Genomic DNA, 12160 nt, shown 5'->3' on the forward strand with positions numbered 1-12160 from the left:
GGTGCGGGTGCGGGTGCGGGTGCGGGTGCGGGTGCGGGTGCGGGTGCGGGTGCGCGGAGCGGCCGGTTGCCGTCCGGGGCGGGGAGGCCGCGGGGTGAGGGGGCGCCGGGGGACGACCGGGTGTCGTCACCAGCCGACGAGGTCGGCGGTCCGTTCGGCGATCGCGGGCGAGCACGTCATGCCCCGGCCCCCGGGGCCGGTCACGAGCCACACCCCGTCGGAGACCTCCTGCCGGTGCACGACTTGGGACGTGTCGGTGCACTGCGCGTACACACCGGCCCAGCGGTGCCGGACGCGCGGCAGCGGACGGCCGAGGTAGGACTCGACGACGGCCGTCAGGTGCTCGTACGGCTCCTCGACCGTGTCGAAGGGGAAGGGGTGCGCGTACGCGTGCGTGTCGCCGATCGTGAGGCCGCCGTCGCGCCGCTGCACCATCAGCAGCTGCATCGCGTGCTCCGCCGCGACCGGCGCCTGCGGCTGCCCGGTGGCGAGCGCGTCCAGTGCCTCGCCCGCGTACGCCGGGTAGTAGCGGAAGGAGTCGGGGTCGGCGACGGATGTCGTCAGCGGCTCCCCCAGGGGATCGGTCTGCATCATCTGGAGGCGTACGCGGCGCACCGGCAGGCCGGGACCCGCAAGTTCCCGTACGAGACCGCCGAGCCAGGCCCCGGTCGCGAGGATCACCGTGTCCCCCGCGTGCGTGTCCCCGTGGTCGTCGCGCACCCGCGCGGCGCCCGTGACCTCCCGCACCTCGCGCCCGCCGAGGAACGTGTACCGGCCCGAGGCCAGCAGCGCTTCCTTCAGCGCGAGTTGCGCCGTCCTGGGCTCGACGGCCGCGTCCCGCTCGCACCACAGGGCCGCGGTGAACTCCCCGCGCAGCGCCGGATTCACCGCGCGCGCCTCCTCGGCGGTGAGCAGCGTGAAGCCGCGCGCGCCCGCGTCCGGCCGGGCGAGCGCCGCCTCCGCCACGCCCACCTCCAACGGGGTCCGCAGCGGGGTGAGCGAACCGCAGGCCCGGAAGCCGATCCGCGGCACCCGCTCCCCGATCCCCTCCCACAACTCCCGGGCGCGCAGGGCCGTTTCCAGCTCCGGGCCACCGGCCCGACCGCTCACCCAGATCTGCCCGAAGTTGCGCAGCGAGGCGCCCCGCGCCTCCGCCTCGCGCTCGATGTGCACGACCTCGTGGCCGCGACCTACCGCGTGCCAGGCGTGCATGCTGCCCACCACGCCCGCTCCTACGACGATGACCTTCATGCGACGAGACTCACGGCGGCGGATGGCGCGCGGCGGTCCGTTCGCCGACCGGCGGATGAACCGGCCGCCAATCCTGGACCAGACCCGTTATCATCCCGTGATGCAAGGGGTGGCGTAAGTGACGGTTTCCACCGGTACGGAGCTACTCCGCCGCCTCGCTCAGCCGTGTCGTGAACGAGAACCGGTCCCCCCGGTACAGCGTCCTGACCCGCTCCAGGCGCCGCCCCGCCGTGTCCCGCGAGACGCGGTGCAGCAGCAGCATCGGCAGCGCGGGAGGAGTCCCGATCAGGAGCGCCTCGCGCGGCGAGGCGAGTACGGTCTCGATCCGCTCCTCGGCGGTGCCGAACCCGATCCCGAGCCGTTCGCGCAGATAGGCGTAGAAGGAGGAGTCCGGGTCGAAGTCCCGCTCCAGGTCCGGCACCCGCGCCACCGGCACGTACGTGCTCTCCAGCCCCACCCGCTCGTCGTCTGCGAGCAGCACCCGCTCCAGATGCCACACCGCCTCGCCTTCCGCGAGCCCCAGCTCCGCGGCGAGCGCGGCCGGGCACGGGAAGCGGTCGAGCCCGATCAGCGACCTCCCCGGCCTGTGCCCCTGCCTGCGCACCCCCTCCGTGTAGCTTCCCAGGGACAGCGGCTGCTCCAGCTTGGGGCCCGCCACCACCGTTCCCCGGCCCTGCCGCCGCAGTCGCCCTTCGAGGAGCAGTTCCCGCAGCGCCTGCCGCACCGTCTCGCGCGCCACCTCGTACCGCGCGGCCAGTTCGCGTTCGGTCGGCAGCGGCGTCCCGCTCTCCCACGTGTCGAGCAGAGCGGAGATCCGCGCCTTCACCGCGTAGTACTTCGGGACCCGGCCGTGCTCGGGCACCCCGCCGCGCACCGGGGCGCCCGGGTCCTGCTCCAGGGGGTAGTCCATGGTCAGGATGCTCTCAGACGGGGGAGGGGCCCCGGGCCCGATCCGCCGTCCCCCCGCCCCCCTCAGTTCCGCTCGCAGTCCCCCGGCTCCAGCGGGGGAGCGGCGAGGCCCGCGTGGGTGCGGCAGCGGGGCTCGGCGGGCTCCTCGTCGCGGGGCGGTTCGCCGGGGCGCCGTACGAAGCAGAAGGCGAGGGCCGCCGCGAGGACGAGCAGACCGGCCATGCCCCAGGCCGCGCGGTGGAACGCCGCATTGACCTGCGGGGCGCTGCGGTAGGCGTTGTCCGAGAGACCCACGGCGAGCGGGAGCGCGGCGACGACGAGGAGTTGCGCGATGCGCGCCGCCGTGTTGTTCACGCCGCTCGCGAGCCCGGCGCGCTCCGCGTCCACCGAGGCGAGCACCGTCGCCGTGAGCGGCGCCACGAAGACACTCATCCCGAGGCCCATCACCGCGACCGCCGGGAAGACGTCCGGGAAGTACGAGGCACCCGGCGCGATCCGCAGCATCAGCAGCGCCCCGCACGCCGCCACCAGCGGCCCCACCGTCAGCGGCACCCGGGGCCCGATCCGCCGCGCCAGATCACCCGAGGGCGCCGAGAGCACGAGCATGAGCAGCGTGATCGGCAGGCTCGCGACGCCCGCTTCGAGCGCGTCGTAGCCGAGACCGTTCTGCAACTGCACGGGCAGCAGGAACAGCACGCCGCCGATCGCCGCGTACAGACACAGCGTCATGAGGTTCGTGACACTGAACAGGCGCGAGGAGAAGAGGCCGAGCGGCAGCATCGGCTCCCGCGCCCGCCGCTCCACCACGAGGAACGCCACCCCCGCCGCGAGCCCCACCACGAGCGGTACGAGCAGCCGCCCGGGACTCGCGCCCTTCGCCGTGATGAGCGCGTAGCTGATCCCCGCGAGGAAGAGCGCGCCGAGCGCGGCGCCCGTCCAGTCGAAACGGCCCGTCGCCGCCGGGTCGCGGCTCTCGGGCACGTGCCGCAGCGCGAGCGCGACGACGACCGCGCCGAGCGGCAGATTGATGAAGAAGATCCACCGCCAGCCTGGCCCGTCGATGAGCCACCCACCGAGGAAGGGCCCCACCGCGCCCGCGACCCCGGTCAGCCCCGACCACGCGCCCACCGCCTTCGCCTGGTCCTCCTCGCGGAACGAGGCCCGTACGAGCGCGAGCGAACCCGGCGTCAGCAGCGCCCCGCCCACCCCCTGGAGCGCCCGCGCCGCGATGAGCAGCCCCCCGTCCCACGCGAAGCCGCACAGCGCCGAGGCGAGCGCGAACCACACGGCGCCCGCGACCAGCGTGCGCCGCCTGCCGAGCCGGTCGCCGAGCGCCCCGCCGAGCAGCAGGAGCGCCGAGAGCGTCAGCATGTACGCGTTGACGACCCACTGGAGCGTCGCGAGCGACACATCGAGGTCGCTCCCGATGCGTGGCAGCGCGACGTTGACGACCGTCCCGTCGAGCATCGACATCCCGGAGGCGAGCACCGCGCACGCGAGCACCCAGCGCCCGCGCGCCGAGGACAGCGCGATGCCCGTCCCCCGCGCGGCGGCGCTCACCGCCCGCCCCCGCCGCCGCGCTCCGCCGGGTTCACCCCTCCCAGTGCCACTGCGCCACCTCGGGAAGGTCCTCGCCGTACTCCCGCACCCACGCGCGGTGCCGCGTGCGCGTGTCCGCCATCTCCTGCCGCAGCGCCGCCTGCCGCTGCGCCAGTCCCGGCACGCGGTCGATGACATCCATGACGAGCCGGTAGCGGTCGAGGTCGTTGAGGACGACCATGTCGAACGGCGTCGTCGTGGTGCCCCGCTCCTTGTACCCGCGCACGTGCAGGTGCGGGTGGACGGCACGGCGGTAGGCGAGCCGGTGGATCAGCCACGGGTAGCCGTGGTACGCGAAGATGACCGGCTTGTCCTTCGTGAAGAGGCCGTCGAAGTCGGCGTCGGGCATCCCGTGCGGGTGCTCGCTCGCCGGAAGGAGCCGCGCGAGGTCCACGACGTTCACGACCCTGACCGCCAGCTCCGGGAGCCGCTGCCGCAGGATCTGCGCGGCGGCCAGGATCTCCAGCGTCGGGGTGTCACCGGCACACGCGAGCACGACGTCGGGCAGGCGCCCCTCCTCGGTGCCCGCCCACTCCCAGATCCCCGCGCCGCGCGCGCAGTGCCCCCGCGCCTCGTCCAGGGTCAGCCAGTCGAAGGAGGGCTGCTTGCCGGCCATCACGACGTTGACGTACTCGCGGCTCTGGAGGACGTGCTCGGCCGTGGAGAGGGCGGTGTTGGCGTCCGGGGGCAGGTAGACCCGCACGACTTCGGGGCTCTTGTTGAGCACGTGGTCGATGAAGCCCGGGTCCTGGTGCGAGAAGCCGTTGTGGTCCTGGCGCCACACGTGCGAGGAGAGCAGGTAGTTGAGGGACGGGACAGGCGCCCGCCAGGGCAGCTTCCGCGCGGTGCCCAGCCACTTGATGTGCTGGTTGGCCATCGAGTCGATGATGTGCGCGAACGCCTCGTACGTCGAGAACATCCCGTGCCTGCCGGTCAGGGTGTACCCCTCCAGCCAGCCCTGGCACATGTGCTCCGACAGCACCTCCATGACCCGCCCGTCACGCGTCAGGTGCTCGTCGACCGGCAGGATCTCCTCCTGCCACGTCTTCGCCGTCACGTCGTACACCGCGTTGAGCCGGTTCGACGCCGTCTCGTCCGGGCCCATGAGCCGGAAGTCGCGCCGGTCGGCGGTGAGTTCCATGATCCGCGCGAGGTACTGGCCGAGCACCCGCGTCGGCTCGTGCGTGCTCGTCCCCGGCCGGTCGACCGTGACGGCGAAGTCCTCCAGCGGGGGAGCGGGCAGCGAGCGGGCGAGCCGCCCCCCGTTCGCGTGCGGACTCGCGCCCAGCCGCAGATCCCCCTCCGGGACGCACTCCAGGACCCGCGCGCGCGGCCTGCCCTCCTCGTCGAACAGCTCCTCGGGCCGGTAGGAGCGCATCCACTCCTCCAACTGGCGCAGGTGCTCGGGGTCGGTGCGCACCTCGGCGAGCGGCACCTGGTGCGCGCGCCACGTGCCCTCGACGGGGAGCCCGTCGACCAGCTTCGGGCCCGTCCAGCCTTTCGGCGTGCGCAGGATGATCATCGGCCAGTGCGCCCGGTCCGTGGAGCGGCCCCTGCGCGCCTCGGCCTGGATCTCGTCGATCCTGCCGACCGCCTGCGCGAGTGCCCCCGCCATCTGCCGGTGCACGTGTGCCGGGTCGTCGCCCACGACCTCGATCGGGCGGTAACCGTACCCGCGCAGGAGGTCGTGCAGCTCGGTCTCGGGCAGCCGCGCGAGCACCGTCGGATTGGCGATCTTGTAGCCGTTGAGGTGCAGGATCGGCAGCACCGCCCCGTCGTGCACCGGGTCGAGGAACTTGTTGGAGTGCCACGAGCCCGCGAGCGGCCCGGTCTCCGACTCGCCGTCGCCGATGACGCACGGCACGAGCAGGTCCGGGTTGTCGAAGGCCGCCCCGTACGCGTGCAGCAGCGAGTACCCCAGCTCCCCGCCCTCGTGGATCGAGCCGGGCAGCTCGGGCGAGACGTGGCTCGGCACCCCGCCGGGGAACGAGAACTGCTTGAACAGCCGCCTCATGCCCCGCTCGTCGCGGCTGATGTCCGGGTAGACGTCCGAGTACGAGCCCTCCAGCCAGCTGTTGGCGAGCACCCCGGGTCCGCCGTGCCCCGGCCCCCAGACGCACAGCGCGGGTTGCCGCCGCAGCCTGATCAGCCGGTTGACGTGCGTGTAGACGAGGTTGAGCCCGGGGACCGTGCCCCAGTGGCCGAGCAGCCGCGGCTTGATCTGCTCGGGGCGCAGCGGCTCGCGCAGGAGCGGGTTGTCCATGAGGTAGATCTGCCCGACCGCCAGGTAGTTGGCGGCCCGCCAGTGCGCGAGCAGCGCGTCCAGCTCCGCGTCCGAAAGCTCGGGCGCCACGGGGGCCGGTGTCTCGTACGTGAATTCCTGCATCGCAAGCCTTTCAGCACGGCTGTCGGTGACACCTGTCGGTCACGGCCTTCGGTCGGCCGCCGGTCGCCGGGGCGGTACGGTCACCGCACCCCGCTCCCTCCCTCCCCGTTCCCCCCGCCCGCCCCGGCACGCGGGGCCGACCGGCCCCTCCCGCCGGGCCGACCGGCCCCGCGGTCCGGGCCGATCGCCGATTCACCGGGCCGGGCGGTCTCAGTCGTGCGCCTTGCAGCGGCTGCCCGAGTGGTCGCAGAACGGGCTGTGCGCCGTGTGCCCGCAGGCACACAGCATGACGCGCGTCTCGCGCCGCGTGCCCTCCGGCGTGCCGAGGACGAGGTCGCCGCGCGCGTGCAGCACCCCGTCCTCGTGCAGCGCGAGGCGGGTCGGTCTGCGCGCCCGCTCCGCGTGCCCCGGCCCGTGGTACTGGAGCGCCCCGCTCGGGCAGCGCTCGATCACCTCGGCGACCTCCGCCGCGGGGGCCCCGTCGGGCGTGATCCACGGCCTGCGCTCCACGTCGAAGACGGCGGGCAGACCCCGCACGCACTCGGCGGCGTGCAGACAGAGCCCCACCTCGTAACTCACCGCCAGCTCCGCGCCCTCGTACCGCTTGGCGCCCTCGCGCCTTGTCGGGTCGTCCGCCGTCCCGCCTGCGTCCGGCATCGCTCAGCTCCTCGGCCTCGTCGCCTCGTGGGCTCGGTCGCTTCCCGCGGGCTCAGTCGGTGACCTTGCTCCGCTCCGCGTACAGCAGGTCCTGGTACTCGGGATGCCGCGCGATCCAGCCGGAGTAGAAGGGGCACACCGCGAGCACCGAGACCCCGGCCGCGCGCGCCTCGTCGAGAGAGGTCCGCACGAGCGCGCTGCCCACGCCGCGCCCCTCGAAGGCGGGCTCGACGACGGTGTGCACGAAGGCGATGAGGTCCTTCGTCCGGATGTACTGGGCGAACCCGGCGACCTCGCCGTCGATCGTCGCCTCGTAGCGGTCCGCCTCGGGGTGATCGTCCACCTCGGCCGCGGCCGTCTTCTCGCTCATCGCTCTCCCCTCACGCCCGCCGCCCACCGCGGCCGGTGTCCGCCAGCTTGCCGTGCCGGGGGACGCGGCGCGAGTGGTGTGCCTCCGGCGGCGGCGCGACGGGCGCCCTCGGAGGGTGGTCTCGCGCGCTGCGGTGGCGGCGGAGCGGGGCTTCGCCGAGCGGGTGCCTCCGGGCGGGTGCGTCCGGGTGGTGCGTCCGCTCGGGTGGGGCGTGAGACGCGTGGCAGGGGTGACGGGCCGTCGGTCCGGACGCGGAGGCGCACGCGGCGCCGCGCTCGGGGGCCTCCGCGCTCCCGCGCCGGTGCCGAGCGGTCGCGTCCGCCCTCGGCCGGTTTCGCGCTCGCCCGTTCGGCGCGTTCCCCTGGCCCGGCGGGTCCCGGGGGACGAAGGTGGGGGTGCGTGCGGGCTCGGGCGGGACGGGCACGGCCCGGCGGGGATTCCGGTGGTGTGGAGCGGCAGGAAGGGTGTGCGATGAAGATCGCCGTACTCGGGGCGACCGGTGGACAGGGCGGGGCCGTGGTCGCGGCGCTGCGCGAGGCGGGACGGCCCGTACGGGCCGTCGTGCGCGACCCCGGCGAGTCCAGGGCCCGCGCGCTCGCCGCCTCCGGCGTCGAGGTGGTCGCCGCGGACCTGCGCGACACCGGCTCGCTCGCCGCGGCCTTCGACGGAGCCGCCGCGGCCTTCGCCGTCACGACCCCCTTCGAGGACGGCCTCGACGCCGAGAAGGAACAGGGCGTCGCGATCGTCGACGCCGCCGCCCGCTCCGCGCTGCCCTTCCTCGTCATGGCCTCCGTCGCGAGCGCCGACCGCGGGACCGGCATCCCGCACTTCGAGACCAAGGCGCACACCGAGAAGATCCTCGCCGCCTCGGGCCTGCCCGCGACGGTCGTCGCGCCCACGTACTTCTACGACAACGTCTTCGGCGAGCTCCAGGAGGTCGCGGACGGCGAGATCACGATGGCGTTGCCGCCCGACATCCGCCTCCAGCAGGTCGCCCGCACCGACCTCGGCCGGCTCGTCGCCGCCGTGCTCGACGACCCCGCGCGCTGGCGCGGGCAGCGCATCGAGGTCGCGAGCGACGATCCGACCCCCGCCGAGATGGCCCGCGACATCGGCCGCGCGGCGGGCGGCCAGGTCGACTACCGGGAGATCCCGCTGGAGGCCGTGGCGAGCGCGAGCCCCGACATGGGCGCCATGTTCACCTACCTGGCGGAGGTCGGCTACCAGGTCGACATCCCCGCCCTGCGCGCCGCGTTCCCCGAGATCCCCTGGACCTCCTACGCGGACTGGGCGGCGGCCCAGTCCTGGCCGACACCGGGCGGCTGACCGCGCCGGGGCAGGGCGAAGGGCGGCTGACCGCACCGGAGCGGCGCGCAGCGTCGCCGACCGCCCCGGGGCACGGCGAAGGGGTGGCTCCCGCGACCGGGAGCCACCCCTTCGCCCGTACCCGCCCCGCTCAGGGCAGCAGCCGCTCGATGGCCTCGCGGCCCTCCTCGGCGAGCTTCTTGCGCGCCCATTCGAGGTTCTCGGGTGTCACGTCGCGACCGGTGGCCTGGACGAGATCCTCGGGCGTGATCTCCTGATCCGCGCCCGTGTGCAGTTCGTCGTCGGGGGTGACGACGCGGGGCAGATCCTCCGGGTTCTTCTCGCCTGCCATCTGCGGCCTCCTCGGTGTCGGCGCGGCGCGCGGGCCGCGCGGCCCTGTCCGTCAATCTTCGTCGGCCCCGCGCCTCCCGGCCACTCGGCGGAAGGGCGTCCGGCCGTGCCCGGCCGCGTACCCGCCGCACGGCCCGGGACACCTCCGCGCGGCCCGGGACACCCCGGCGGGGCTCAGGAGATCTGCGCGAGGAAGGACTCCGGCGTGACGGGGTAGCCCCCGGGCCCGAGCACCGCGACCGGTTCGCCGTCGAGCAGCACGGTGGGTGTGGAGTGGACCGAACTCTCCACGAAGGCCATCGACACGGACCGCGCCCAGGGCCGGTACGTCCCCGCCCGCACCTTGTCCGCGAAACCGTCCTCGCCGAGCCCCGGCACCTCGGACGCGAGCCGTACCAGCAGGTCGTCGTCGGAGAAGCGGTCGTCCTCCTCGGGCGGCTGCTCGGCGAAGAGCAGCCGCAGGAAGAGCACGAACTGCCCGGGGCCCTCGTCGAGCGCCGCGCCGAGCGCCGCGAGCGCGTGCAGCGAGCCGCTGCCGCCCGCGCCGTCGTCGATGAAGGTCGCGAAGTGGTACTCGACGCGGAAGCGTCCCGCGTCGGCCGCCTCCTGGATGACCATGCCGAGCCCGTTCTCCATGCGCTTGCAGTACGGGCAGCGCGGATCGAGGTACACGCTCAGGACCCGCCCCGCGCCGTCGTCGCCGTAGCGGACGACGGTGCCGTCCGGGCCCGAGGTGTGCGCGGGTACGGGATACGTGTCCGTGGTGTCGCCGGAGGTGCGTGGGGTCATGTGTCCAGGCTGCGGCCACCCGTACGCACGCGCAAAACGGGCAGGGCGGGCGGTTCCGGTCAGTCCCCGGCCGGTGTCTGTCCGCGTCCGGGGTGCGAAGCGCGGACGAGCACGAGCGCCGCCACCGTCGCGGCGAGAACGGCGGCGGGGAGGGCCGCGGCCCAGGCGGGCGCCGTGTGGTGCAGGAGCGCGGCGAGCGCCGCGCCGAGGACGAGTGCGCACAGCCGGGCCACGGGCGCCGCCGCGCGCCGGACGCCGCCCCCGCGCGCGAGGTCGAGCACGAGGGACGTGAGGGTGCTCGTGAAGAACGTCGTCGGGGCGCCCGCGGGGCCGAGCGCGAGGACGGCGGACGCCTGCCCGCCCATCGCCGCGGCGAGCCCCGCGAGCAGCACGTACGGCTCGCTGCCCGTGGGCCGCCCCGCCGCCCACACCACGGCGACCACCGCGAGCACCACCGTCTCGGCGCCGAGCACCCGCAGCGGACCGCCCCACCGCGCCCGCAGCGCGGGCGCCGCGCACGCCGTACCGCACACGTACCCGCCGACCGCCGCCGCCGGGGCCGCGACGCCCTCCGGCAGTCCCGGGCTGCCCAGCGCCGCCCCGAGGAAGACGAGGTTGCCCGTCATGACCCCCGCGAAGGCGCCGCCGAGCGCCACGACGGCGAGCGCGTCGACCGCGCCCGACGCGAGGCTCAGCGCGAGCAGCGGCCACAGCGGGACGCCCCCCGCGCGGGCGGGGACGTCGACACGGGTGCTTCCGCTCCGCGACTCCTTCACGTGGGCCTCCGCTCCCCGGCTCCCTGAGTGGGTGAGCGCTCACCCACCTCGCGGGGCGTCCCTCCGACCCGCGCTCCGTCAGCAGACCACGCGCCCGCCCCGAACCGGGCGAGGAGCGCGCCCACCGGCGGTGCGGGAGTGGGCGCACCGGCCCAGAATCGGGGTACGCGCAGCCAGGCCGTCGTGCGACCGCTGGTCGCCCGGCGCACGGAGCCCCACCCGTCCCCCGCACAGAGGAGTTCACGTGGCCCAGCAGGAACCGGCTTCCCCGGCCCCGGAGGAGGCGTACACCCCGGACCCGGCCCGGTGGAAGGCGCTCGCTGTCTGCCTGGTCGCCGGGTTCATGACGCTCCTCGACGTGTCGATCGTGAACGTCGCGCTGCCCTCGATCCGCACGGGTCTCGACACCCCCGAGTCCGACCTCCAGTGGGTGCTGTCCGGGTACGCGCTCTCCTTCGGCCTCTTCCTCGTCCCCTCCGGCCGGCTCGGCGACGCGCGCGGCAGGCGGCGCGTGTTCATGGCCGGGCTCGTCCTGTTCACGCTCGCCTCCGCCTCCTGCGGGGCCGCGCAGTCGAGCCTGTGGCTCGTGATCTCGCGCCTCGTCCAGGGCGTCGCGGGCGGGCTCGTCTCGCCGCAGATCTCCGCGCTCATCCAGCAGATGTTCCGGGGCAGGGAGCGCGGCAAGGCGTTCGGGGCCTTCGGCTCGGTCGTCGGCATCTCGACGGCCGTGGGGCCGCTGCTCGGCGGCCTCCTCATCCAGGCGGCGGGCCCCGAGGAGGGCTGGCGCTGGGTCTTCTACGTGAACCTGCCGATCGGCGCGCTCTGCCTCGTCCTCGCGCACCGGCTGCTCCCGGACACGCCGGGCGCGCGCGGCGTGCGGCTGCGGGAACTCGATCCGGTGGGCGTGCTGCTGCTCGGTGCCGGCGTGGTCGCGCTGCTGCTGCCCTTCGTGCAGTCCCGGCAGTGGCCGGGCGACGAGAAGTACCTGCTGCTCGTGGTCTCCGCCGCGCTGCTCGCCGTGTTCGCGTGGTGGGAGCGGCGCTGCACGCGCTCGGGAGCCGAGCCGCTGCTCGACCTCGCGCTCTACCGGGTGCGGTCGTACTCGCTCGGTTCCTCGCTCGGCCTGCTCTACTTCGCCGGGTTCACGTCGATCTTCTTCGTGAGCACGCTCTACCTCCAGAGCGGGCTGCACTACTCGGCGCTCCAGGCGGGGCTCACGCTCACGCCCTTCGCGCTCGGCTCCGGGCTCTCGGCGGGGATCGGCGGCAGGCTCGTCGACCGGCTCGGGCGCCCGCTCGTCGTCGTGGGGCTGCTCATGGTCGCGATCGGCCTCGCGGGCACGGCGTTCGCGGTGCACCAGGTGACCGGCAAGGGCATCGGCTGGGCCCTCATCGCCCCGCTGCTCTTCGCCGGGCTCGGCAGCGGTCTCGTCATCTCGCCGAACCAGACCCTCACCCTTTCGGAGGTACCGGTGCGCAGGGCGGGCAGCGCGGGCGGCGCACTCCAGACGGGGCAGCGGGTCGGCTCGGCGATCGGCATCGCGGCCGTGGGCTCCGTCTTCTTCGGCCGCCTCGCCGACGACGGCTGGTCGAACGCCTACGACCACGGCCTCATCGTCTCGGTCGGCTTCGTCATCGCCGCGCTGCTCGTCGCGATCGCCGACGTGGTCGCGGGGCGGCGTGAGAAGGGGGCGGGACGGGCGAGGGCGTGAAGCGCCGGGCGGGCGGCAGGCGGGGCCGGTCCGGTGGGTGGCGGGGGTCGGCCCGG

General features: G+C 74.7%; 11 protein-coding genes. 2 read left to right on the forward strand and 9 right to left on the reverse strand.

Annotated features, from left to right (window positions below):
* Window positions 1-126: 126 nt before the first annotated feature.
* From STTU_RS30735 to STTU_RS30760, 6 genes are all read right to left on the reverse strand, one after another.
* Window positions 127-1251, reverse strand: coding sequence for a TIGR03364 family FAD-dependent oxidoreductase (locus STTU_RS30735; RefSeq protein WP_007830138.1), 1125 nt, complete (start codon window positions 1249-1251; stop codon window positions 127-129).
* Between the two features lie 142 nt (window positions 1252-1393).
* A complete protein-coding gene (locus tag STTU_RS30740; RefSeq protein ID WP_007830139.1) occupies window positions 1394-2161 on the reverse strand; it encodes a GntR family transcriptional regulator in 768 nt (255 codons plus the stop codon).
* 62 nt (window positions 2162-2223) lie between these two features.
* Entirely contained in the window at window positions 2224-3720 is a 1497-nt protein-coding gene (locus STTU_RS30745; RefSeq protein WP_007830140.1) for an MFS transporter, read from the reverse strand.
* A gap of 31 nt (window positions 3721-3751) precedes the next feature.
* Window positions 3752-6145, reverse strand: a complete 2394-nt coding sequence (locus STTU_RS30750) for a phosphoketolase family protein (protein WP_007830146.1) — start codon at window positions 6143-6145, stop codon at window positions 3752-3754.
* Window positions 6146-6355: 210 nt separating this feature from the next.
* Window positions 6356-6802 carry a (4Fe-4S)-binding protein gene (locus STTU_RS30755; protein WP_007830147.1) on the reverse strand — a complete coding sequence of 149 codons (447 nt, stop codon included), beginning with the start codon at window positions 6800-6802 and terminating at the stop codon, window positions 6356-6358.
* 52 nt (window positions 6803-6854) lie between these two features.
* Window positions 6855-7172 carry a GNAT family N-acetyltransferase gene (locus STTU_RS30760; RefSeq protein WP_010276252.1) on the reverse strand — a complete coding sequence of 106 codons (318 nt, stop codon included), beginning with the start codon at window positions 7170-7172 and terminating at the stop codon, window positions 6855-6857.
* A gap of 471 nt (window positions 7173-7643) precedes the next feature.
* On the opposite strand from STTU_RS30760, the gene STTU_RS30765 reads away from it, so the two are divergent.
* Window positions 7644-8498 (forward strand): NmrA family NAD(P)-binding protein, encoded by an 855-nt coding sequence (locus STTU_RS30765; protein ID WP_043256854.1) that lies wholly within the window; start codon window positions 7644-7646, stop codon window positions 8496-8498.
* A 130-nt stretch (window positions 8499-8628) separates the two neighbouring features.
* Here the strand turns inward: STTU_RS30765 and STTU_RS30770 are convergent, their stop codons facing one another.
* The 3 genes from STTU_RS30770 to STTU_RS30780 form a co-directional block, all read right to left on the reverse strand.
* Window positions 8629-8829 (reverse strand): hypothetical protein, encoded by a 201-nt coding sequence (locus STTU_RS30770; protein WP_007830150.1) that lies wholly within the window; start codon window positions 8827-8829, stop codon window positions 8629-8631.
* Window positions 8830-9002: 173 nt separating this feature from the next.
* Entirely contained in the window at window positions 9003-9617 is a 615-nt protein-coding gene (locus STTU_RS30775; RefSeq protein ID WP_007830151.1) for a DsbA family protein, read from the reverse strand.
* A gap of 59 nt (window positions 9618-9676) precedes the next feature.
* The gene (locus STTU_RS30780; protein ID WP_007830152.1) at window positions 9677-10393 is read right to left on the reverse strand and encodes a DUF1275 family protein; all 717 of its coding nucleotides are present in this window, start codon (window positions 10391-10393) and stop codon (window positions 9677-9679) included.
* Window positions 10394-10637: 244 nt separating this feature from the next.
* On the opposite strand from STTU_RS30780, the gene STTU_RS30785 reads away from it, so the two are divergent.
* Window positions 10638-12104, forward strand: coding sequence for an MFS transporter (locus tag STTU_RS30785; RefSeq protein WP_007830153.1), 1467 nt, complete (start codon window positions 10638-10640; stop codon window positions 12102-12104).
* Window positions 12105-12160 lie beyond the last annotated feature (56 nt).

Origin of the sequence: Streptomyces sp. Tu6071 (assembly GCF_000213055.1) — a bacterium.
GTDB classification, from domain to species: domain Bacteria; phylum Actinomycetota; class Actinomycetes; order Streptomycetales; family Streptomycetaceae; genus Streptomyces; species Streptomyces evansiae.